At 74.7% G+C, this 20,989-nt stretch carries 20 protein-coding genes and 1 riboswitch; of the genes, 6 read left to right on the top strand and 14 right to left on the bottom strand.

Annotated elements, in window-relative coordinates:
• Positions 1-65: 65 nt before the first annotated feature.
• From ACFW6A_RS11285 to ACFW6A_RS11275, 3 genes are all read right to left on the bottom strand, one after another.
• Complete coding sequence (locus ACFW6A_RS11285; protein WP_351855361.1) at positions 66-851, bottom strand: SIMPL domain-containing protein; 786 nt, start codon at positions 849-851, stop codon at positions 66-68.
• A 186-nt stretch (positions 852-1,037) separates the two neighbouring features.
• Entirely contained in the window at positions 1,038-2,075 is a 1,038-nt protein-coding gene (locus ACFW6A_RS11280; RefSeq protein WP_351855401.1) for a DUF6745 domain-containing protein, read from the bottom strand.
• A 123-nt stretch (positions 2,076-2,198) separates the two neighbouring features.
• Positions 2,199-2,525, bottom strand: a complete 327-nt coding sequence (locus tag ACFW6A_RS11275; protein ID WP_351855364.1) for a hypothetical protein — start codon at positions 2,523-2,525, stop codon at positions 2,199-2,201.
• 241 nt (positions 2,526-2,766) lie between these two features.
• Here ACFW6A_RS11275 and ACFW6A_RS11270 point away from each other — a divergent pair, with 241 nt between their 5' ends.
• From ACFW6A_RS11270 to ACFW6A_RS11250, 5 genes are all read left to right on the top strand, one after another.
• The gene (locus ACFW6A_RS11270; protein WP_351855366.1) at positions 2,767-3,726 is read left to right on the top strand and encodes an STM4015 family protein; all 960 of its coding nucleotides are present in this window, start codon (positions 2,767-2,769) and stop codon (positions 3,724-3,726) included.
• A complete protein-coding gene (locus ACFW6A_RS11265) occupies positions 3,723-4,898 on the top strand; it encodes an STM4014 family protein (protein WP_351855368.1) in 1,176 nt (391 codons plus the stop codon). Before ACFW6A_RS11270 ends, ACFW6A_RS11265 begins: the two co-directional genes overlap by 4 nt.
• A gap of 71 nt (positions 4,899-4,969) precedes the next feature.
• Positions 4,970-5,821: an STM4013/SEN3800 family hydrolase gene (locus tag ACFW6A_RS11260; RefSeq protein ID WP_386640007.1), complete on the top strand. Its 852-nt coding sequence runs from the start codon at positions 4,970-4,972 to the stop codon at positions 5,819-5,821.
• Entirely contained in the window at positions 5,818-7,155 is a 1,338-nt protein-coding gene (locus ACFW6A_RS11255; protein ID WP_386639988.1) for an STM4012 family radical SAM protein, read from the top strand. The genes ACFW6A_RS11260 and ACFW6A_RS11255 overlap by 4 nt, the downstream gene beginning before the upstream one ends.
• 9 nt (positions 7,156-7,164) lie before the next feature.
• The gene (locus ACFW6A_RS11250; RefSeq protein WP_351855373.1) at positions 7,165-8,028 is read left to right on the top strand and encodes an STM4011 family radical SAM protein; all 864 of its coding nucleotides are present in this window, start codon (positions 7,165-7,167) and stop codon (positions 8,026-8,028) included.
• Here the strand turns inward: ACFW6A_RS11250 and ACFW6A_RS11245 are convergent.
• On the bottom strand, positions 8,015-8,827 hold the full coding sequence (locus ACFW6A_RS11245) for an SGNH/GDSL hydrolase family protein (protein ID WP_351855376.1): 813 nt from the start codon (positions 8,825-8,827) through the stop codon (positions 8,015-8,017). The genes ACFW6A_RS11250 and ACFW6A_RS11245 overlap by 14 nt on opposite strands.
• A gap of 160 nt (positions 8,828-8,987) precedes the next feature.
• Positions 8,988-9,959 carry a peptidoglycan DD-metalloendopeptidase family protein gene (locus ACFW6A_RS11240; protein ID WP_386476883.1) on the bottom strand — a complete coding sequence of 324 codons (972 nt, stop codon included), beginning with the start codon at positions 9,957-9,959 and terminating at the stop codon, positions 8,988-8,990.
• Positions 9,960-9,963: 4 nt separating this feature from the next.
• Positions 9,964-10,121, bottom strand: a riboswitch (cyclic di-AMP (ydaO/yuaA leader).
• 392 nt (positions 10,122-10,513) lie between these two features.
• On the opposite strand from ACFW6A_RS11240, the gene ACFW6A_RS11235 reads away from it, so the two are divergent.
• Entirely contained in the window at positions 10,514-11,335 is an 822-nt protein-coding gene (locus tag ACFW6A_RS11235) for a tyrosine-protein phosphatase (protein WP_351855381.1), read from the top strand.
• Between the two features lie 24 nt (positions 11,336-11,359).
• Here ACFW6A_RS11235 and ACFW6A_RS11230 read toward each other — a convergent pair whose 3' ends face one another.
• The 9 genes from ACFW6A_RS11230 to hpnD all read right to left on the bottom strand — a co-directional run bounded on the left by ACFW6A_RS11230 (position 11,360) and on the right by hpnD (position 20,988).
• Complete coding sequence (locus ACFW6A_RS11230) at positions 11,360-11,533, bottom strand: DUF6126 family protein (protein WP_351855383.1); 174 nt, start codon at positions 11,531-11,533, stop codon at positions 11,360-11,362.
• A gap of 20 nt (positions 11,534-11,553) precedes the next feature.
• Positions 11,554-12,183 (bottom strand): helix-turn-helix domain-containing protein, encoded by a 630-nt coding sequence (locus ACFW6A_RS11225; RefSeq protein WP_351855385.1) that lies wholly within the window; start codon positions 12,181-12,183, stop codon positions 11,554-11,556.
• A 76-nt stretch (positions 12,184-12,259) separates the two neighbouring features.
• A complete protein-coding gene (locus tag ACFW6A_RS11220; protein WP_351855387.1) occupies positions 12,260-13,645 on the bottom strand; it encodes an aspartate aminotransferase family protein in 1,386 nt (461 codons plus the stop codon).
• A 10-nt stretch (positions 13,646-13,655) separates the two neighbouring features.
• Entirely contained in the window at positions 13,656-14,672 is a 1,017-nt protein-coding gene (hpnH, locus tag ACFW6A_RS11215) for an adenosyl-hopene transferase HpnH (protein ID WP_351855391.1), read from the bottom strand.
• A gap of 7 nt (positions 14,673-14,679) precedes the next feature.
• Positions 14,680-15,333 (bottom strand): 1-hydroxy-2-methyl-2-butenyl 4-diphosphate reductase, encoded by a 654-nt coding sequence (locus ACFW6A_RS11210; protein ID WP_386482852.1) that lies wholly within the window; start codon positions 15,331-15,333, stop codon positions 14,680-14,682.
• Positions 15,333-17,330, bottom strand: coding sequence for a squalene--hopene cyclase (gene shc / locus ACFW6A_RS11205; RefSeq protein WP_386639983.1), 1,998 nt, complete (start codon positions 17,328-17,330; stop codon positions 15,333-15,335). Before shc ends, ACFW6A_RS11210 begins: the two co-directional genes overlap by 1 nt.
• A gap of 108 nt (positions 17,331-17,438) precedes the next feature.
• Positions 17,439-18,539, bottom strand: a complete 1,101-nt coding sequence (locus ACFW6A_RS11200) for a polyprenyl synthetase family protein (RefSeq protein WP_351855399.1) — start codon at positions 18,537-18,539, stop codon at positions 17,439-17,441.
• Positions 18,536-20,050 (bottom strand): hydroxysqualene dehydroxylase HpnE, encoded by a 1,515-nt coding sequence (hpnE, locus tag ACFW6A_RS11195; protein ID WP_386639981.1) that lies wholly within the window; start codon positions 20,048-20,050, stop codon positions 18,536-18,538. Before hpnE ends, ACFW6A_RS11200 begins: the two co-directional genes overlap by 4 nt.
• On the bottom strand, positions 20,050-20,988 hold the full coding sequence (gene hpnD, locus ACFW6A_RS11190) for a presqualene diphosphate synthase HpnD (RefSeq protein ID WP_386482857.1): 939 nt from the start codon (positions 20,986-20,988) through the stop codon (positions 20,050-20,052). The genes hpnE and hpnD overlap by 1 nt, the downstream gene beginning before the upstream one ends.
• Position 20,989: the final 1 nt, after the last annotated feature.

Raw genomic sequence — 20,989 nt, 5'->3', positions numbered from 1 at the left:
CCTGGGCCTGTCCCTGGCCCTCGGTACGGCCGGGGACGGCCGGGGACGGCACCGGCGCGCTCGGGTCAGAGCAGTTCGAAGACCGCCGAGACGGTGACCTGCTCCTCGATCTCGCCCGGGGCGAGCGGCACGCTCGGCTCGTCGGCCGGCATGGACGGCAGCGCGCCGTGGCCGGGCCGCAGCGACTCGCCCTCGCTGAGCGAGACCAGCCGGCCGAGGCGGTGGCCGCTCAGCCGGGCGTGCTGGGACGCCTTCTCGTACGCGTCCTTGTAGGCGGCCTCGCGGGCCCTGGCGCGCAGCTCCTTCGGGTCGGCCACGTCGAAGACGACGCCGTTGACCCGGCCGGCGTTGCCGGTGGCGCCGTTGACGGCCCCGATGACCTGTCCGGCGCGGTCGATGTCGCGGACCTTCACGGAGAAGGTCTGGCTCGCCTGGTAGCCGGTGACCTTGGACTCGCCACCGGTCGTCTGGGTGTAGACGGGGTTGAGGGAGAGGCTGTCGGTGCGGATGTCGCGGTCCTCGACGCCCTCCTCGCGCAGGACGGCGAGCAGCGCCTCGGCGGCGGTGGTCTGCGCGGCCATCGCCTCCTTCGCCGTCGCCTTGGTGACCTCCACGCCCACCGACAGGATCGCCAGGTCGGGTGCGGCGGTCGCGCTGCCGCTGCCCGTGACGGTGACCGTGGCGGGGGCTTCGGCCCTGGCGGCGGCGCGCGGGGCGGAGCGCTCCGGCGCGGCGGCCGACGCGGGGGCGGCCGTGGCGAGGAGCAGCCCGCCGAGGACGGCGGTGGCGGCGAGCAGCCGGGCGGCGCGGGCGCCGCGGTGCGGGAGGACGGACGCGGGGCGGTGCGGCACGGACGGTCCCTTCGACGGTGGGTGCCGGTGGCTCCGGCGGGCACATCCCAGCACCCGGGAGCGCCGCCTTCCGGTCGCCACTCCTGACCGGCGCCGCCCTTCACCTCTCCGTACCAGCGGCTCCGCGCCGGCGAGGCTCCCCGCCGGCGTCTCCGTGCCGCCGGCTCCGTGCCGGCGGCGGCCGGTTCAGGTCTGGACGAGGGGCTCGTACGCCTCCGCGGCCAGGCCGAAGGTCCAGGCGACGCCCTCGCGGGCGGTCCGGGTGCGGGGCGGCACGCGGAGCCAGTAGGTGCGGTGGCTGCCGTCGGGCTCCGGCGTCGAGTTGACCACCTCGACCATCACGACGTCCTCGTCGTCGGGCAGCTCGATCCGCCACAGCACCCCCGCCTCGTCGCGGCCCTCGGGCCGGGCGCCGGAGGCTTCGAGATAGCGCTCGTAGCCGTAGAACTCCAGCATCACGCGGCGGAGTTCGGCGTTGTCCTCCGCCCGGATCCGCTCCGGCGTGAGGTACGCGAGCCCGGCGAGGAAGCGGCGGGTGACGGACATGCCGCGCCACGCGTGGAGGGCGAAGCCGTCCCGGTGGGCGAGCGCGGGACCGTCGCCCCGGTCGAGTCGGCCGGCCTCGTCCCGGTGCAGTTCGACGGGGCGCTCGCAGACGACGACGGCGTTCTCGTACGGCCACCACCAGCCGGCCTGCTCCGCGACGGCGGCCAGCCCGGCGAGCCGGTCCCCCCGCCCGTCGAAGGCGGCGAGCCAGGCGGCGTCCTGCTGGCCGAGCACGGCGTCGTACAGCAGCTCGCGCCCGGCGCGTTCGGTGAGGGTGCCCGGCTTCTCCCGGTCCAGCAGCTCGTCCAGGATCCCGGTCCTGATCCGCTCGGCGAGCGCCCGCGTCGGCTCCCAGAGCCGGGCGCCCGTGGCCTGCCAGTGCGCCGTCCACCCGGCCGGGCCGAGCGCGTCGTGGAGCCGGCGGCGCTCCTCCGCCCAGGGCAGGGTCCGCACCTCCTCGCGCACCGAGCGCCCCCGGTCGGCGAGCCCCGCGACCAGCTCGACCCCGGCGAGCGGCGAGTCCGCCCACAGCACCCGCTCCGGCGCGGGCAGTCCGGCGGCCCCGTAGGCCCGCCGGATCCCGGCCTCGACGGCGGTCCGGTCGGCCGGCCCGGTGGCGGCCGCGACGCGCCGCCACTTCTCGTACGCGTCGTTCTCGTACACGTCACCCTCGTCCATCGCCCCGTCCCCCACGTCCGTCCGCTCCTTCACCCTCGTCCTCGTCCCGCCCCGATCCGGCAGGTCCACCCCGTCCACTCGGCCCGACCGATCCGGCCAGTCCACTCAGCTCACTCAGTCCGCTCAGTCCGCCACGATCCGGTACGCGCCCGGCACGTACTCCCGCTGCCGCACCACCCGGTACCAGCCCCGGGGCAGGACGATCGGCGCGTGCTCCTCGTGCACCAGCCGTCCGCCCTCGGGGAGTTCGAGGAGGAAGGGGCCGTACGCCCCCGGCTCCCGCACCAGCCGGCCGGGGCCGGGGATCGCGTGGGCGTGGCCGGTGACCTCGCCGGAGGCGAGCACGAGCCGGCCCCGGCCGTCCCTCGGCTCGCTCCGCGCGGCCTTCGCCCGGGCGGGCACGGCCCGCTCGTCGACGGGCACGATCAGCACGTCCCCCTGCCGGTACATGGCTCTCCCCTTTCCCGGTCCGGAACCCGGTGCCCGAACACGGGAACGACGCTAGAGGCCGCCACTGACAACGCGTCCGGACCGGCACCCGCCGCACCCGGCTGTCGGTGCGACTTGGTAGAACTCTTGCCGTCGGTCCGTACACCGGCCCGGACGCCGGCCCGTACGACCGCACGCCGTCTTGCCGTCTTGTCGTCTCGTCATCTCGTCGTCTCGTCGTCCTGTCGTCTGGAGCACCGTCATGACCATTGGGGCCCACCTGGAGGAGTTCCACGGCCTCCCCGTCTTCGACCTTCCGGACGCCGAGTCGCGCGCCGGGCTGCCCGACGCCGCGTCCGTGGCCTGGCGGCTGTCCAGCCCGACGTACCGCGACGCCGACGAGGAGGGCTGGGCGGCCGTCTTCGAGCGCTTCCTGAGGACCGTGGACACCACACGGGTCCGCGCGATCGTCGTGGGCGGCTGGGAGGACGCGTACGACACCTCCTCGGCGCCGGTCGTCACCGCGCTCATGGGGGCGAACAACCGGCTGACCGCCCTGGAGGCCGTCTTCCTCGGGGACATGACCTTCGAGGACTGCGAGATCTCCTGGATCGTCCAGTCCGACGTGACGCCGCTGCTCGCCGCCTACCCGGCGCTGCGGGAGCTCGGCGTGCGCGGCGGCACCGGGCTCGCCTTCCCCTCGCTGCGCCACACCGGGCTCGAGACCCTGGTCGTCGAGGCCGGCGGGCTCGGCGCCGAGGTCGTGCGCGGCATCGCCGGCAGCGAGCTGCCCGCCCTGGAGCACCTCGAACTGTGGCTCGGGACGGACGAGTACGGCGGCGACTCCTCGCCCGAGGACCTGGCGCCGCTGCTCTCCGGCGAGGCCTTCCCCGCCCTGCGCAGCCTCGGTCTGTGCAACAGCGTGATCGAGGACCGGGTGGCCGCCGCCGTGGCGGCCGCCCCGGTCGTCGCCCGGCTCGACCGGCTCGACCTCAGCATGGGCGTGCTCACCGACGAGGGCGCCGCCGCGCTGCTCGACGGCCAGCCGCTGACCCACCTGCGGGAGCTGGACCTGGAGCACCACTACCTCTCGGCGGCCATGCGGGACCGGCTCACCGCCGCCCTCGCCCCGCACGGGGTGCGGGTCGTCCTGGACGACCCGCAGACCCCGGAGGACGACGGCGACGGGGACGTCTGGCGCTACGTCGCCATCGCCGAATGACCCCCGGCCCGCGCCTCGTCGTCGTCGGCGACCCGGCGGGGCGGCGCGTCGCGTTCTTCCGGGACGCGCTGCGCGCCGCCGGGCTGCCCGGGGCGCGGGCCGTCTCCTGGGCGGACGTCCTGCACGGCCGGGCCCGCTTCGCGGCGGGCGAGACCGTGCGGGTCGACTCGCCCGGGGAGGTGCCGGAGGTCGACCTGCTGCTGCGCGGCACCACCGATCCGGCCCGCGTGGAGGGCGGCCGGATCTGGTACGAGCGGTTCACCGCCGCCCTGACCGGGCTCGCCGCCGGAGCGGCGCGGGCCGGTGCCGTGCTGGTGGACGACCCCGGGGAGACGGCGGTCCTCTTCGACAAGCGGCTCACCCACGGCCGGCTCGCGGCCGCCGGGGTGCCGGTCCCGGAGTCGCCGACCTCGGGCCCCGGCGGGGCGCCGGTGCGGGGCTGGGACGAGCTGGTGGCGCTGATGGCCGCGACCGGGCTGCGCCGGGTCTTCGTCAAGCCGGCCCACGGCTCCTCCGCCTCGGGGGTGCTCGCCGTGGAGACGGCCGGCGCGGGCCGGGTGCAGGCCGCCACCTCGGTCGAGCGGGACGACGCCGGACGGCTCTTCAACTCGCTGCGGGTGCGCCGCTACACGGGCGAGCGGGAGGTCGGCGCCCTGGTCGACGCGCTCGCGCCGGACGGGCTGCACGTGGAGCGCTGGCTGCCGAAGGCGGTCCAGGGCGGCCGGGCGGCCGACCTGCGGGTGGTGGTGACCGGCGGGCGCGCCACGCACGCCGTCGTCCGCACCAGCCGCTCGCCGCTGACCAATCTGCACCTCGGCGGGGCCCGGGGCGACCTCGCCGCCGCGCGCACCGCGATCACCGCCGCCGGAAGCCGCTGGGAGGACGTCCTCGCCGTGTGCGAGCGGGCGGCGGCGGCCTTTCCCGGCACCCGCTGCGTCGGGGTGGACCTGCTGCCGGGCGCCGGCTGGCGCCGCTTCGCGGTCGGCGAGGTCAACGCCTTCGGGGACCTGCTGCCCGGCCTCACCGGCCTCCCGGGCAGCGGCGCCGAGGGCCTGGACACGTACGGCGCCCAGGTCGCCGACCTGCTGCGGAACCCGCCCGCGCCCGCCCCCGCCCCCACGGGCGCCCCCCGCACAGGCACACGCACCACAGGAACGAGCACCCTTCCGTGAACCGGCCCGACGAGAACCCGCCCCACATGAACGCCCCCGACGAGAACCCGCCCGACGTGAACCCGCCCGACATGAACGCGATCGTCGGCAGCCACGACCTGCTCCTGCTCACCCTCGACACCCTCCGGTACGACGTGGCCGCCGAGCTGGCCGCCGCCGGCCGCATCCCGAACCTGGCCCGCCACCTCCCGGACGGCCGCTGGGAGCGGCGGCACGCCCCCGGCAGCTTCACCTACGCCTCCCACCAGGCGATCTTCGCGGGCTTCCTGCCGACGCCGGCCGCGCCGGGGCCGCACCCGCGGCTCTTCGCGGCCCGGTTCGCGGGCAGCGAGACCACCGCCGGCGGGACCTACGTGTACGACGCCCCGGACCTGGTGTCGGCGCTCGCCGCCGACGGCTACCGGACGGTGTGCGTCGGCGGCGTCGGCTTCTTCAACCGGCAGCCGCCGCTCGGCTCGGTGCTGCCCGGCCTCTTCCAGGAGAGCCACTGGGAGCCGTCCTTCGGGGTCGCCTCGCCGACCTCCTTCGAGGCGCAGGTGGCGCGGGCCGAGGAGGTGGTGGCCGCGCTCCCGGCCGGCCGCCGGCTCTTCCTCTTCGTGAACGTGGCCGCCCTGCACCAGCCCAACTGGTTCCACCTGCCGGGCGCGACCCGCGAGGCGGGCGACTCCCGGGCCAGCCACGCGGCGGCCCTGGAGTACGTGGACCGGCACGTCGGCCGCCTCTTCGCGGCGATGAGCAGCCGCCGGCCCTGCTTCGCGATCGTCTGCTCGGACCACGGCACGGCGTACGGGGAGGACGGCTTCACGGGCCACCGGCTCGGCCACGAGGTGGTCTGGACGGTGCCGTACGCGCAGTTCGTCCTGGACGGCCCGGCGGCGGCACCGTCCACGCCTGCGGTCCCCCGGGAAGGAGCCGCCGCGTGACCGGCGCCCCGCTCCCCCGCCCGTACGGCGCGTACGTGTACGCCTACCCGCACAAGACGGCCTACCGCCCGCTGCCGGACCGGCCAGAGCTGGCCGCGCTCTGGGCGGACGAGCCGAAGGACGCCCTCTCGCTCTACGCGCACGTCCCGTTCTGCGAGGTCCGCTGCGGCTTCTGCAACCTCTTCACCCGGATCGGCGCCCCCGACGGGCTGACGACCCGCTACCTCGACGCGCTCGACCGGCAGGCCGCGGCCGTCCGGGAGGCGCTGGGCGACGCGGCGCCGGTGCGGTTCGCGGCCGCGGCCTTCGGCGGCGGCACCCCGACCTTCCTCACCGCCGCCGAGCTGGAGCGGCTCTGCGACATCGCCGAGCACCGCATGGGCGCGGACCTGCGGGCGGTGCCGCTCTCGGTGGAGACCTCGCCGGCCACCGCCACCGCCGACCGCCTCGCGGTCCTCGCCGCGCGGGGCGCGACCCGGCTCAGCATCGGGGTGCAGAGCTTCGTGGACGCCGAGGCGCGGGCGGCGGTCCGGCCGCAGCGCCGGGCGGACGTGGAGGCGGCGCTCGGCCGGATCCGGGACGCGGGCGTCCCGGTGCTCAACATCGACCTCATCTACGGCATCGACGGGCAGACCGAGGAGTCCTGGCGGTACTCGCTGGACGCGGCGCTCGCCTGGCGGCCCGAGGAGCTGTACCTGTACCCGCTGTACGTGCGGCCGCTGACCGGGCTCGGCCGCTCGGGCCCCGCCGAGTCGGACCGGGAGTGGGACGCGCGGCGGCTGCGGCTCTACCGGCTCGGCCGCGACCACCTCCTCGGGGCGGGGTACGAGCAGGTGTCGATGCGGATGTTCCGGCGGTCCGGCGCGGCCCCGGCCGGTCCGGACGACCACGCCTGCCAGACGGACGGCATGATCGGCCTGGGCTGCGGCGCCCGCTCGTACACGGCCGCGCTGCACTACTCCTTCGACTACGCGGTCGACATGCGGGAGATCCGGTCGATCGTCGACGCCTACACGGAGACCCGGGACTTCTCCCGGGCCGAGGTGGGCCGGTGGGTGGACGGGTCGGAGGCGCGCCGCCGCCACCTCCTCCAGTCGCTGCTCCAGGCGGAGGGCATGGAACTCGCCGGGTACGAGGAGCGGTTCGGGTCCTCGGCGCACGAGGACTTCGGCGCGGAGCTCGGCCGGTTCGCGGAGCGCGGCTGGCTGGACGCGACGGCGCCGGAGGGACTGCTGAGGCTGTCGGCGGAGGGGCTCGCGCACTCGGACGGGCTCGGTCCCGAGCTGTTCTCCCCGGCCGTGCGGGCCGCGATGGCCGCGTACGAGCCGAAGTAGGGGCGGGCCGTGGACCTGACGCTGCTGTACCGGGGGCCGCTCGCGTCCTGCGACTACGACTGCCCGTACTGCCCCTTCGCCAAGCGCCGGGACTCCCCGGAGACGCTGCGCGCGGACCGGGCGGCGCTGGAGCGGTTCGCCGGCTGGGCGGCGGGGCGGACCGGGGACCGGCTGCGGATCCTCTTCACCCCCTGGGGCGAGGGCCTGGTCCGCTCCTGGTACCGGCGGGCGCTGGTGGAGCTGTCGCGGCTGCCGCACGTGGAGCGGGTGGCGATCCAGACCAACCTGAGCTGCCGGACCTCGTGGCTGGACGGGGCGGACCTCGGATCGCTGGCCCTGTGGTGCACGTACCACCCCGGCCAGACGCCGTACGACCGCTTCCTCGGCAAGGCGCTCGACCTGGCGGCCCGGGGCGTCCGGTTCAGCGTGGGCGTGGTGGGCCTGCCCGAGCACCACGGGGAGGCGGTGCGGCTGCGGGCGGCGCTGCCGGACCACGTCTACCTGTGGGTGAACGCCGCCGAGGGGCACGCGTACACCGACGCGGAGGCGGCGGCCTGGACGGAGATCGACCCGCTCTTCGGCTACAGCCGGCATCCGCACCGCTCGGCGGGGCTGCCCTGCCGGACCGGCGAGTCGGTGGTGTCGGTGGACGGCGCCGGGACGGTGCGCCGCTGCCACTTCGTCCGGACCGAGCTGGGCAACCTGTACGACGGTTCGTACCGTGCCGCGCTGCGGCCGCGGGCCTGCCCGCTCGCCGTCTGCGACTGCCACATCGGCTACGTCCATCTGGAGACGCTGCCGCTGTACGACGTCTTCGCCGGCGGGGTCCTGGAGCGGATCCCCGCCGGCCGGACGGGTGCTACAGGGGCATGAGGTCGGGGCGCTTGGCCTCGACGTGGTCGCCGGAGCTCTCGCCGCGCAGCCGCCGCCCGATCCACGGCACCAGGTACTCGCGCGCCCAGTGGATGTCGTCGCGGCGGACCTCCAGCGGACCGCGGGCGGGCAGCGGGGGCCACGCCTGGTCCGGGTCGGCCGGCACCGGGAGGCCGAGGACCTGGGCGGCGCGCAGCGCGACCCGGGTGTGGCCCTCGGGCGAGAGGTGCAGCCGGTCGTCGTCCCAGGCGCGCCGGTCCTGGACGGACCGCAGCGACCACAGGTCGAGGACCGGGCAGTCGTAGCGGTCGGCGATGGCGCGGACGTGGGCCGTGTAGGTGGCGATCTTGCCGCGCAGGTGCTTGAGCACGGGCACGTCGCGCGTGTCGAAGCCGGTGGTCACCATGACGGTGCCGACGGCGGAGGTGAGGTCCCGCACGGCCCGCTCGAAGCGCTCGGCGACGTCGTCGGGGTCGGTGCCGGGGCGGATGATGTCGTTGCCGCCCGCGCAGAAGGTGACCAGGTCGGGGGCGAGCTCCTTCGCCCGGGGGACCTGCTCGGCCACGATCTGGTCGAGGAGGCGGCCGCGGACCGCCAGGTTGGCGTAGCGGAACTCCTCGTGGTCCGGCAGCTGGTCGGCGAGGAGCACCGCGAAGCGGTCCGCCCAGCCGACGTAGGTCCCGTCCGGTCCCGGGTCGCCGACGCCCTCGGTGAAGCTGTCACCGATCGCCGCGTACGACCCGAATCCCCCGACCGCCCCGAACACGTTCTTTTCTGTTGCTCTCGAATCGTCTGCCACGGAAGCACATCCTTCCTTTTCGGATGTGACCTACGCGACCGTAAGGAGGGGTTGACGGCGGGTGATATATGCCACCGATAAAGAGTTTGCCAAGCCGGAATAGGGCGAAGGCCCGGCACGGTGTGCCGGGCCTTCGCCCCGGGGCGTTACGCCGGACGGATCAGATCGAGACGCCGTGCTGGCGCAGGTAGGCCAGCGGGTCGACGTCCGAGCCGTAGCTCGGCGAGGTGCGGATCTCGAAGTGCAGGTGCGGGCCGGTCGAGTTGCCGGTGGAGCCGGAGAGGCCGATCTGCTGGCCGCCGCTCACCGACTGGCCGGCGGAGACGGCGAGGGAGGAGAGGTGGGCGTACTGCGAGTAGTTGCCGTCGGCGTGCTTGATGACGACCTCGTTGCCGTAGGCGCCGCTCCAGCCGGCGGAGACGACCGTGCCGGCGCCGACGGCGCGGACGGTGGTGCCGGAGGAGGCGATGAAGTCGGTGCCGGTGTGGTAGCCGGAGGACCACATGGCGCCGGCGGTGCGGTACGAGGTGGAGATGCCGCCGGCGACCGGGGCGACCCAGCCGGAGGAGGCGGCCTGCGCGGAGGAGCCGGAGGACTGGGCGGCGGCCGGGGCCGCGGCGCGCTCGGCGGAGCGCGAGGCGCGGGTCTGCTCACCGGCGGGCGCGGCCTTCTTCGTGGCCTTCGCCTTGGCCTTGGGGGCGGTCTGGGCGGGGGCGGCGGCCTTGGGGGCGGCCTTGGCGGTGTTCTTGCCGCCGAGGGTGAGCTTCATGCCCGGGAGGATGAGCGAGGGGTCCTCGCCCACGACCTGGCGGTTGTCGGCGTAGAGCTTCTGCCAGCCGCCGTCGACGTCGTGGTCGGCGGCGATCTTGGACAGGTAGTCGCCGGCGACGACGGAGTACGTCGTCGGGGCGGCGGTCTGCGCGGCCGGGGCGGCGGCGGCCTGGGCCCGGACCTGCGAGGCGGCGGTCACCACGGCGCCGGAGGCGGCGGCCGGGGCGGCCTGCTCGGCGGCGTGGGCGCCGGTGGCGCCGATGAGCGGCAGGGCGACGACGGCGCCACCGGTGCCGGCGGCGACGAGGCCACGGGTGAGGAAGGTGGACTTCTTGCGGCGGTGCTTACCGTTCGCGGGCATGGCGAATTCCTCTCCGGCGCCTGCGAGGTGAGCTGTCGGGTTCGGACTGGAGATGTCCGGCCGCGTTCTCACGCGGCTTCACCCCTAGCCGTCCTGCGTCGCGGGACCGGCGTACTTCCCTGGGTCCCCCGCTCCTGCCACGTCGGGATGGGATCGAATTCCGGGCGGTGGCAGGACTAGGCGGTCCGACCGGATTGACGGCGACGCTAGACGAGCGGGGTCGGCGCGAACAAGCCGCGGAATTCCCCGGGCATTCCGGGGCGATCTTCGGGCCCGGAATTCCGGTCACCCTCCGTCGATGACGGACCCTCGAATCCCTTTTCGGGGAGGGGGATTGGACCGGGCGGTCGGGCACGATCCGTCACTTCTATGACCCTGCTCACGCGGAGAATCCCATCTCCCCCTCAACCAGGGCGGCTTACGCCAAGTCACTCCAATACGGACAGATCGCCCATTACCGGTCAGGGGGGTGCGCCGCGCCCCGCGCGCCGGGATGATTGCGAGGGGAACCGATCCCGTCCCGGCCCCCCGAACGCCTACCCCCAGGAGCATCCGTGACGCAGCAGTTGCCGCAGGTCCAGCCCCTCGAACCCGGCGAGCCCGAGCTCGCGGAGGTCCGCAACTTCCGGGACGTGGGCGGCCTGCCGACGACCGACGGGCGGACGGTCCGGCCCGGCACCCTCTTCCGCAGCGGCCACCTCGCCGACGCCACCGAGTCCGACGCGGCCTTCCTCGCCGGCCTCGGCCTGCACACGATCTTCGACTTCCGCAACGCGGCGGACGCCAAGGTGGAGGGGCCGGACGTCGAGCTCCCGGGCGTGCGGAACGTGAACATACCCCTGAGCGACCCGGCCGACGGCAAGGAGTTCTGGCGGATGGTCCGCGAGGGCGACCTCGACACGCTGCGGGGCCTGCTGGGCGACGGCAGGGCGGCGGAGCGGATGACCTCCTCGTACCGCCGGATGGTCGTGGAGCGGACCGCCGAGCACAGCCGGGTCCTGCACGCGCTCGCCGAGGACTCCGTCCCGGCCCTTATGCACTGCGCGGCCGGCAAGGACCGCGCCGGGCTCTCCATCGCGATCACCCTGCTCGCGCTCGGCGTGGAGCGCGGCGCCATCGAGGCGGACTACGTGAAGTCCGACGCGCCGCACCGCCGCTACAAGGTGCGCCGCAGCTCCACCGCCCGGGACGCGATGGCGCCCGAGGTGATGGAGCTGCTGAGCCCGCTCTTCGACGCGCGGGTGGAGTACCTGCGGGCCGCCTTCGAGACGATCGACGCGACCTGGGGCTCCGTGGACGTCTACCTCGCGGAGGGGCTGAAGCTGGCGCCCGGCACCCGCGAGCGCCTGCGGGAGCGGTTCCTCACCGAGGGGTGAGCCCGCGCGTCCCGGCCGCGGCGGCTACTGGTTCTGGCCGCCGAGCATGAAGAGCAGGTAGAGGAACCCGGCGAAGAGGTGACCGGCGATCAGGTAGGCGAAGAGGCGGAGCACCAGCCCCTTGGGGAACTTCCCCTCGCCGCGCTCCTCGCCGGTGACCGGGGCGGACTTCTCGGACTTGACTGACTTCTCGGACATCTCGGCCAACCCTTCGGGGCTCAGCGGGAGTGCGGGGCGCCGCCGCCCAGGCACAGCTCGGCGGCGGGGCTCTGCAGGAGCGTGTGGACGAACAGCACCTCGGCGCCGGCGCGGCCGGCCGCGCCGATCCGGTGCGGGGTGAGGGAGTCGAAGTGCGCGCTGTCCCCCGGGTCGAGGAGGTGCACGGTCTCGCCGAGGGCGAGCCGGACCTGCCCTTCGAGGACGTGCAGCCACTCCTCGCCGGGGTGGACGCGCACGATGTCGGCCCGGGTGGCGTACGGCACGTGGACGCGCAGGCACTGCATGGCCCGGCCGGCGCCGCCGGCCTGCCGGTAGATCCAGCCGTCGGCCTCGACCGGGTCGGAGCGGTCGGCCCGGATCACCGGGTCGCGTTCGAGCGGGGTCTCCCCCAGCAGCTCGGCGACCGTCGTACCGTAGATGCGGGCGAGGGCCAGCAGCATCGGCAGCGAGGGCTGCCGGTTGCCGGTCTCCAGGCGCGAGAGGTGCGCCGGGGAGAGCCCGGCCCGCTGGGCGGCCGCCTCCAGGGTGAGCCCCCGGCGCCGGCGCAGGGCCCGCAGCTGCGGGGCGACGTCCGGCACGATGTCGGGAGCGGCGGTTTCCGGGGTGGAGCCCCGGGGGACGTGGTCCATGCGTCCATTCCGCCAGGAACGTGCCTCTGAGGCAAGTTTCTTGCCCCAGAGGCAAAACCCGCGGCGGCGCGACGGCTCAGCGCTGGGCGACCGCCTGCTTGACCAGCGTCTTCCCGAAGTCCCACAGCAGCCCGCCGCCGCCGTGGGCGTCCTCCATGACCGCCGTGAAGGCGGTGACGAAGCGGTCCACGTCCGCCTCGTCGATCACCAGCGGCGGGATCAGCTTGATCACCTCCAGGTGGTCCCCGGAGACCTGGGTGAGGATCCGGTGCCGCTGGAGCAGCGGGACCACCACCATCTGGGCGAAGAGCCCCTTGCGGGCCGCCTGGAGCATCGCCCACCGCCCGCGCAGCCCCAGCGAGCTGGGCCGGCCGAACTCGATGCCGATCATCAGCCCCCGGCCGCGGACCTCGTGCAGCAGCTCGTAGCGGGGCACCAGCGCCTCCAGGCGCCCCTTCAGGAGCCCGCCGACCCGCCGCACGTGCGCGACGGTCCCCTCGGACTCCATCACCGACAGCACCGCGAGCCCCGCCGCCATCGCCTGGGCGTTGGCCCCGAAGCTGGCCGAGTGGACCAGGACCCGGTCCATGGAGGAGTAGACCTTCTTGAAGATCCAGTCCTTGCCGAGGGTGGCGCCGACCGGCACGTAGCCGCCGGAGAGCGCCTTCGCCACGCACACCAGGTCCGGCTCGACGCCCTCCTCGTGCTGGTACGCGTAGAAGTCGCCGGTCCGGCCGAGGCCGGTCTGCACCTCGTCGGCGATCAGCAGCGCCCCGTGCCGGTGCAGCAGCTCCTGCGCGGCGGCGAGGAAGCCGGGCGGCGCCTCCCGCACGCCCTTGCCCTGGATCGGTTCGACCACGAAGGCGGCCACGTCGCCCCCGCGGAGCTCGCGCTCCAGCGCGTCGAGGTCGCCGAGCGCGATCGGCGTGTCCGGCAGCAGCGGGTCGAAGCCCGCCCGGAAGCCCTTCTCGCCGTTGACGGAGAGGGCGCCGGTGGTGAGCCCGTGGAAGGCGTGGTCGCAGTAGACGACCCTCGGCCGGCCGGTGGCGTACCGGGCGAACTTCAGCGCGGTCTCGACGGCCTCGGTGCCGCTGTTGCCGAAGAAGACCCGGTCGAGGTGGGGGCTGTGGGCAAGCAGCCGCTCGGCGAGGAGGCCGGGCAGCGGCGGGCAGTCGAAGCGGGTGAGGTCGGGGAGGTCCGCGTCGAGGACGTCGTGCAGGGCCTTGCGGACGACGGGGTGGTGCCGGCCGAGGCCCATGACGCCGAAGCCGGCGAGCATGTCGAGGTGGTCGTTGCCCTCGGCGTCCCAGAAGTGGGCGCCCTCGGCCCGCTCGTAGACCTTGTCGAAGCCGATGGTGTGCAGCATCCGCGGCAGCTGCGGGTTGAGGTGGCGCTCGTGCAGCCCGTACCGCTCGCCGCCGCGCTCGGCGAGCAGTGCCCGCAGGTCGAAGCCGTCGGTCATGGCCCGTCCCTCAGCTCCCCTGGACGGTCTCGCGGACCGCCCGCAGCGACTCCTTGAGCGAGCCCATGGTGGCGAGCACGGCGGTCGGTTCGTAGCCGCAGTGCGCCATGCAGTTGGCGCAGCGCGGGTCCTTGCCGCGGCCGTACTTGTCCCAGTCGGTCTCCTCGACGAGTTCCCGGTAGGTGGGGACGTAGCCGTCGCTCATCAGATAGCAGGGGCGCTGCCACCCGAAGAGGGAGTAGTTGGGGATCGCCCAGGCGGTGCAGGGGAAGTCGGCCTTTCCTTCGAGGAAGTCGAGGAAGAGCGGCGAGTGGTTGAGCCGCCAGCGGCGCCTGTTCCCGCCGGCGAAGGCCTTCTTGAAGAGTTCCCTGGTCTGTTCGACGCCGAGGAAGTGCTCCTGGTCGGGGGCCTTCTCGTAGGCGTAGGCGGGCGAGATCATCATCTCGTCGACCTGGAGGTCGTCGTTGAGGAAGTTCAGCACCTCGATGATGGTCTGCGGGGTGTCGGTGTTGAAGAAGGTCGAATTGGTGGTGACCCGGAATCCGCGCCGCTTGGCCTCCTTGATCGCCGCCACGGCCTCGTCGAACACGCCCTCCTTCGCCACCGATTCGTCGTGGCGTTCGCGCAGTCCGTCGATGTGGACGGCGAAGGCGAAATAGGGGGACGGGGTGAAGTCGCCGAGCTTCTTGCGGAGCAGCATCGCGTTGGTGCAGAGGAAGACGTACTTCCGGCGGGCGACCAGCTGGCGCACGATCTCGTGGATCTGGGGGTGCATCAGGGGTTCGCCGCCGGCGATGGAGACCATCGGGGCGCCGGACTCCAGGACGGCGCCGACCGCCTGGGCGACCGGCATGCGCTGCTTGAGGACGCCGGCCGGGTGCTGGATCTTGCCGCAGCCCTCGCACTTGAGGTTGCAGGCGTAGAGCGGCTCCAGTTCGACGATGAGGGGGAACTTGTCCCGCTTGCGGAGCTTCTGTTCGAAGAGATAGGTCCCGACCCGGACGGACTGACGGAGCGGCATGGCCATGACCGGCTCACCTCCTGGGGAGCAGCAGAGAACGGTGCCATTCGAAGAAAGCGGGAAGGACGGCACGAAGGACGCGGAAGGCCGATATTCCCCCGCGTACGGTGCCGATCCGGACGAGTTCGTGTTCGGGGGCGTCCACGACCACCCGTACGGCCGCAAGCGGGCGGGATCCGGCCGCCCGTGCGGTACGGAGGGTGGCGGCGGACTCCATGTCGACGGCGATCGCCCCGCCGGCGGCCAGCGCGGCCCGCTCGGGGCCCCGCACCACGTGGTCGGATCCGGTCAGCGGGCCGGTGTGGACGGTCCGGCCGGGCACCGCCCTGGCCAGCGCCTCGACGAGGAGCTCGGTGCCGTCACAGGCGATCGGGCCGCCGGGGTCCCTGGTCTCCCCGGCGACGACCAGGTCGCCGGGGTGCATGCCGGGGGCGAGTCCGGCGCAGAAGCCGGAGGCGATGACGGCGGCGCCGCCCCAGCCCTCGCGGGCCAGCGCCCGGGCCACCCCGCGGGCCGCGTGGGCGGGCCCCATGCCGGTGCGCACCACCCGGACCGGCCCCGGGGCCCCGCCGCGCTCGCCGCCGCGCAGGGCGAGGCGCTCGATGCCGAGGGCGCAGGCGACGAGGAGCGGCGGCACGGACTCCCCCGGCGGGCGGTCGCGGTCCATCACGGTCTCCGGCCGGGGACGGGCTCGCCGTGCACGTACCGGCCGAGCGCGGTGAGCGGGAAGACCTGCCGGTAGAGGTGGTAGTTGATGGAGAAGTCCCAGGGGAAGCCGGTGCCGGTGAAGTACGGCTCGTCCCAGGAGCCGTCCTCGCGCTGGGTCTCCACCAGCCAGGCCACGCCTCGCCGGGTGGTCTCGGAGTCGCGTTCCCCGGCGGCGATGAGCGCGATGAGGGCCCAGGCGGTCTGCGAGGCGGTGGAGGCGCCCCGGCCGATCCAGGAGCGGTCGTCGTACGAGCGGAGGTCCTCGCCCCAGCCGCCGTCCGGGTTCTGCGCGGCGGCGAGCCAGGCGACGGCGCGGCGGATCGCGGGGTGGGCGGTGGGGAGGCCGGCGGCGGTGAGGGCGGGGACCACCGAGCCGGTGCCGTAGACGTAGTTGACGCCCCAGCGTCCGAACCAGGCGCCGTTCGGATCCTGTTCGGCGAGGAGCCAGTCGATGCCCCGGAGGGTGCGCGGGTCTCGGGACCGGCCCTCGTGGGCGAGCATCTCGACCACGTGGGCGGTGACGTCGGCGGAGGGCGGGTCGATGACCTCGCCGAAGTCGCAGAAGGGCAGTTTGTTCGGCAGGACGCTGGTGTTGTCGGCGTCGAAGGCGGCCCAGGCGCCGTTGCCGGACTGCATCCCGGCGGTCCAGCGGACGGCCCGGGCGACGGCCGCGTCGACCCGGGCGGGGTCGGGGTGGCGGACCCGGCGCAGGGCGAGGACCACCTCGGCGGTGTCGTCGATGTCCGGGTAGTTGTCGTTGTGGAACTCGAAGGCCCAGCCGCCGGGCGGGAGTCCGGGTCGCCGGACCGCCCAGTCGCCGGCCTTGGTGATCTCCTCGTCGAGCATCCAGTCCACGGCCTTCACCAGCGCCGGGTGGTCGGCGGGCAGGCCGCCGTCGGCCAGGGCGATGGTGGCGAGGCAGGTGTCCCAGACGGGCGACTGGCAGGCCTCGACCATGCGGACCGGACCGTCGGGCTCCTCGCGCCAGACGGCGAAGCGGTCCAGGGACTCCAGGCCGGCCCGCATGACGGGGTGCTCCAGGTCGTAGCCGAGGAGGTGGAGGGCGATCACCGAGTAGACGGCCGGCGGCTGGATGCCGCCCCAGCAGCCGTCGTTCTCCTGCCGTTCGACGATCCAGCGGGCGGCGGTGTTCATGGCCGTCCGGCGCAGCCCGCGCGGGGCGACGCGGTGGTAGAGGTGGAGGGCCTTGTCGAGGCGCTGGAAGAGTCCGTCCCAGCCGGTGAGCGGGGCGAGCGGACGCCTGGGCGCCGGGCGGGCGGGGTCGGTGTGGAGTTCGTCGAGGGGGAAGGGCGCGGGGCGGACCGGGCGCTTGGCGGAGACGACGGTGAGCGGCACGATCGTCTGCCGGGCCCAGCAGCCGAAGTCGTAGATGTTCAGCGGGAACCACTTCGGCAGGAAGATCAGCTCGGGCGGCAGCTCGGGCAGGTCCTCCCACCGCCACCAGCCGAAGAGGGCCAGCCAGATGCGGGTGAAGACGCGGGCGGAGGCGATCCCGCCGGCGGCCCGGACGAAGGAGGCGGCGCGGGCCATGTGCGGGGCCTCGGGCCGGTCCCCGGCGAGCCGGAGCGCGACGTAGGCCTCGACGGTGGCGGAGAGGTCGCCGGGGCCGCCGTGGAAGGTGGGCCAGGCGCCCTCCTCGTACTGCCGGCTCCGGATGTGCCGGGCGGCGGCGGCGAGGGTGTCGGGGTCGAGGATGCCGAGGAACTGGCGGAGCAGGAGGTCCTCGGCGTCCATGGTGACGTTGGTCTCCAGGTCGCCCTTCCACCAGCCCTCGGGGGCCTGGCGGGCGAGGAGGTAGTCGGCGGCCCGGCGGGCGGCGCGGGCGGCGGCCTCGTCGAGGCGGGTGGGGACGGTCGTGGCGTGCTGTGGAGTGGTGCTGGCCGCGGGCGCGAGGGGGCCGAGAGCCCCGGCGTTTCCGTCGGTCGTCGCTGTCATGGCTTCCCCTTCGTGGCAGTCGGTTCCTTCTGCTCCTGCGGGTCTGCCGTCGGCCGGCGCCGGGTGGCACCGGCCGGCGACTGCGCACTCATATCTGGCTGTGGATGATCATTTCTTCCGTACGACGACGAAGTCGGCGAGGGCGATCAGCTGGTCGCGCACCCGGGCGGGCATGTCGACCTCGTGCAGGGCGCGGAGGGCCTTCCCGTGCTGACGGCGGGCCTCCTCGGCGGTCCACTCGCGACCGCCGGCCTCCTCGATGAGGGCGGCGCGGTAGGCGAAGTCCTCCTCGGAGAAGGAGTCGAAGGCGGTGGACTTGGCGTCCTCGGCGAGCAGCCGGCCGAGCCGCTCGGACGCCTCCCCGCCGGCCGCGAGGGCGGCGACGACCGGCAGCGACTTCTTCCGCTGCCGCAGGTCGCTCCAGGTCTGCTTGCCGGTGGCGTCCGGGTCGCCCCAGATGCCGAGGAGGTCGTCGACGGCCTGGAAGGCGAGGCCCAGGTGGTGGCCGTACTCCTCCAGCTTGTCGGCGGTGCGGTCGTCGGCCCCGCCGAGGACGGCGCCGATGGAGACGGCGCAGGCGAGGAGGGCGCCGGTCTTGTTGCCCTCCATCTCCAGGCACTCCTCGACGGTGACCCGCTCGCGGTGCTCGTAGGAGATGTCCTGGGCCTGGCCGTCGATGAGCTTGCGGTTGGCGGTGGTCAGCCGGCGGGTGGCGCGGCCGGCCTCGACGGTGCCGAGCTCCAGGAGGATCTCGTTGGCGAGGGCGGAGAGCGCGTCGCCGACCAGGATCGCCTGGGCGGGGCCGAACACCTTCCACACGGTGTCGCGGTGGCGGCGCTGCTCGTCGCCGTCCATCAGGTCGTCGTGGAGGAGCGAGAAGTTGTGCACGAGTTCGACGGCGACGGCGCCGGGGACGCCGACCTCGGGCGCGGCCCCGGCGGCCTCGGCGGAGAGCAGGGCGAGCGCGGGGCGCACGGCCTTCCCGCTGTCGGCGTCGGTGGGGTTGCCCTGGGCGTCGATCCAGCCGAAGTGGTAGGCGGCCACGGTGTCCATGGGCGGTGCGAGCCGGGCGACGGCCGCCCGCATGACGGGGGTGGACAGGGTCCGGCCCCTCTCCAGCAGGGCGGTCACGTCCGCGGTGTCGACGGCCGGGGTCCCCGGGGGCACGGTCGGCACGGTCTCTCCTCTAGTTCCTGTGATCACACTCATGCCGCCTCCTGCAGCGGGTGGTCGTGGCGGCGGCCGAAGGCGGAGAGCGCGGCGCCGGCGGCGCTGAAGCCGCTTCGGACGGCACCCTCCATGGTCGCGGGCCAGCCGGTGGCGGTCCAGGCGCCGGCCAGGTAGAGGCCGGGCGCACGGGTGCGGGCGCCGGGGCGCAGGCGCCCCACTCCCGGTGTGGGGGCGAAGGTCGCGGTCCGCTCGCGGGTGACGAAGAAGTCGCGCACCCCGGCGCCGCGGGCGGCGGGCAACAGCCGCTCCAGCTCCGGAAGGTAGCGCGCGCGGAGCGCGGCGACGGGCTCGTCGATCTCGTCCTGGGCGGCGGACTGCGAGACGGCCAGGTACTGGCCGCCGCCGGTGAGTCCCGAGGACTCCGTGCGGTCGAAGACCCATTGGACCGGGGAGCCGAGGGCGGTGAAGAAGGGCCGCCTCAGCACCTTGCGGTCGTAGACGACGTGCAGGTCGAGGATGGGCGCGGTGCCGATGTCGAGGAGCCGGTCGGCGTCGTCGAGGGCGCCCTCGGGGAGCAGGCCGTGGGTCTCGGTCTGCGGCACGGCGAGGACGACGGCGTCGGCGTCGAGGGTCTCGCCGGGCACCTCGACGGTCCAGCGGCCGTCGTCGGCGCGGGAGATCCGCTCGGCCTTGGTGCGCAGCAGGGTCCGTACGCCGAGCCCGTCGAGGGCCTTGCCGGCGAGGGTGTCGTGGAGGTGGCCGAGCGGCACGTGGGCCCAGCCGATGTCGGCGGCGCCGGGGTCGGTGAGCAGCCCGGTCTTGAAGACCATGGCGGCGAGCCCCATGGAGGCGTCCGGGGCGGGGGCGTTGAGGGTGGGGATGCCGACCAGGTCCCACAGGGCCTCGATGGCGCGGGGGGACTGGCCGTGCCGGCCGAGCCAGGTGGCGAAGTCGATGCCGTCGAGGGCCGGGTCGGCGGGGTCGAGCTTCTTGAGGGCGAGGGCGGCGCGGCCGACGGAGGCCCGCTCGGCGAGGGAGAGGTGGGGGTACGTGGCGAGGCTGCGGGCCAGGTGGAAGGGGACCGGCAGCGGGTCGCGGCGGATCCGGCCGAGGCGGGGGCCGCGGGGGTGAGCGACGTCGAGGACGGGCACGTCGAGCCGGTCCTGGAGGGGGGCGAGGCGGGCGCCGTCGACGCGGTCGAGGAACCAGCGGTAGGCGGTGCAGCAGCGCAGGTAGACGTGCTGGCCGTTGTCGACGGTGAGGTCGCCGCGCCGGAAGGAGAAGGCGAGGCCGCCGAGCCGGGGCCGTCCTTCGAGGAGCGTGACGGCGACGCCGGCGTCGGCGAGCCGGAGCGCGGCGGTGATGCCGGCGAGCCCGCCCCCGACGACGACGGCGTGCGGGCGCGCGCCGCCGGGGCCCCGGCCGTCGTCCCGCCCGGGCCGCGTGCCCGGCCGGGCCGCGCCGGCGGGCGGCGCGGCGGCCTCCGGAGCGGCGCCGTCCGCGCCCGGGCGGGTGCTCCCGGCGCCCTCGTGCGGGCCTGCGGGGGGCATCAGCCCTGCCTCCTGACGGTGTGGCGGGCGATGTGGCGGGCGTCGAAGCCGGAGAGGCCGCGGACGGCGACGTACGCCTTCTCGGGGCCGGGGAGCGAGACCCGGCCGCGGAGCACGGCTCCGGGGTCGCGCTCGATGCGGTCGAGGAGCCGGCGGTAGATGCCGGCCATGGCGGCGACGCAGGCGCCGCTGCGCCGGTCGAGCATCGGCAGCAGGCGGTAGCCCTCGGCGAAGAGGGCGCGGGCCCGGCGGACCTCGAAGTGGACGAGGCCGGCGAAGTCGGCGCCGGGCGCGGGGGCGGCCGAGCGGAAGCCGTCCTGGCAGCCGAAGCGGGCGAGGTCCTCGGCGGGCAGGTAGGTGCGGCCGTTGCCGGCGTCCTCGCGGACGTCGCGGAGGATGTTGGTGAGCTGGAGCGCGAGGCCGAGGGTGTCGGCGTACTCGGCGGCGCGTTCGGACCCGGCGGCGCCGGGCTGGGTGCCGAAGACGCCGAGGGAGAGCCGGCCGATGGCGCCGGCGACGCAGCGGCAGTAGACCTTGAGGTCGTCCCAGGTGCGGTAGGTGGCGCCGCGGACGTCCATGAGGACGCCGTCGATCAGCTCGTCGAGCCCTTCGAGCGGGATCGGGAAGCGGCGGGCGGAGTCGGCGAGGGCGACCGCGACGGGGTCGGTGTCGTCCTCGGCGACGTCGCCCTTGCGGACCCGGTCGAGCAGGGCCCGGGTGGTCTCCAGGCGCTCGTGCTTCTCCTCGGGGGCGAGGGTGCCGTCGCCGATGTCGTCGACCCGCCGGGAGAAGGCGTACAGGGCCGACATGGCCTGGCGCTTGTCGGCGGGCAGCAGGCGGATGCCGTAGGCGAAGTTGCGGGCCTGCTGTCCGGTGACGGCCTCGCAGTAGCTGTACGCGGCCTGTACCGGCGCGGACGGCCGGGTCAGTTCCTCCACG

Origin of the sequence: Streptomyces sp. NPDC058758, from assembly GCF_042746075.1 — a bacterium.
Classification (GTDB): Bacteria; Actinomycetota; Actinomycetes; order Streptomycetales; family Streptomycetaceae; genus Streptomyces.
This window is presented reverse-complemented; position numbering and strand designations above follow the sequence as displayed.

Excerpts from the sequence above, each read along its gene's own strand:
- ACFW6A_RS11280 (WP_351855401.1), bottom strand. The coding sequence starts at position 2,075 with ATGGACGAGGGTGACGTGTACGAGAACGACGCGTACGAGAAGTGGCGG.
- ACFW6A_RS11275 (WP_351855364.1), bottom strand. The coding sequence starts at position 2,525 with ATGTACCGGCAGGGGGACGTGCTGATCGTGCCCGTCGACGAGCGGGCC.
- ACFW6A_RS11270 (WP_351855366.1), top strand. The coding sequence starts at position 2,767 with ATGACCATTGGGGCCCACCTGGAGGAGTTCCACGGCCTCCCCGTCTTC.
- ACFW6A_RS11265 (WP_351855368.1), top strand. The coding sequence starts at position 3,723 with ATGACCCCCGGCCCGCGCCTCGTCGTCGTCGGCGACCCGGCGGGGCGG.
- ACFW6A_RS11260 (WP_386640007.1), top strand. The coding sequence starts at position 4,970 with ATGAACGCGATCGTCGGCAGCCACGACCTGCTCCTGCTCACCCTCGAC.
- ACFW6A_RS11240 (WP_386476883.1), bottom strand. The coding sequence starts at position 9,959 with ATGCCCGCGAACGGTAAGCACCGCCGCAAGAAGTCCACCTTCCTCACC.
- ACFW6A_RS11230 (WP_351855383.1), bottom strand. The coding sequence starts at position 11,533 with ATGTCCGAGAAGTCAGTCAAGTCCGAGAAGTCCGCCCCGGTCACCGGC.
- ACFW6A_RS11225 (WP_351855385.1), bottom strand. The coding sequence starts at position 12,183 with ATGGACCACGTCCCCCGGGGCTCCACCCCGGAAACCGCCGCTCCCGAC.
- ACFW6A_RS11220 (WP_351855387.1), bottom strand. The coding sequence starts at position 13,645 with ATGACCGACGGCTTCGACCTGCGGGCACTGCTCGCCGAGCGCGGCGGC.
- hpnH (WP_351855391.1), bottom strand. The coding sequence starts at position 14,672 with ATGGCCATGCCGCTCCGTCAGTCCGTCCGGGTCGGGACCTATCTCTTC.
- ACFW6A_RS11210 (WP_386482852.1), bottom strand. The coding sequence starts at position 15,333 with ATGGACCGCGACCGCCCGCCGGGGGAGTCCGTGCCGCCGCTCCTCGTC.
- shc (WP_386639983.1), bottom strand. The coding sequence starts at position 17,330 with ATGACAGCGACGACCGACGGAAACGCCGGGGCTCTCGGCCCCCTCGCG.
- ACFW6A_RS11200 (WP_351855399.1), bottom strand. The coding sequence starts at position 18,539 with ATGAGTGTGATCACAGGAACTAGAGGAGAGACCGTGCCGACCGTGCCC.
- hpnE (WP_386639981.1), bottom strand. The coding sequence starts at position 20,050 with ATGCCCCCCGCAGGCCCGCACGAGGGCGCCGGGAGCACCCGCCCGGGC.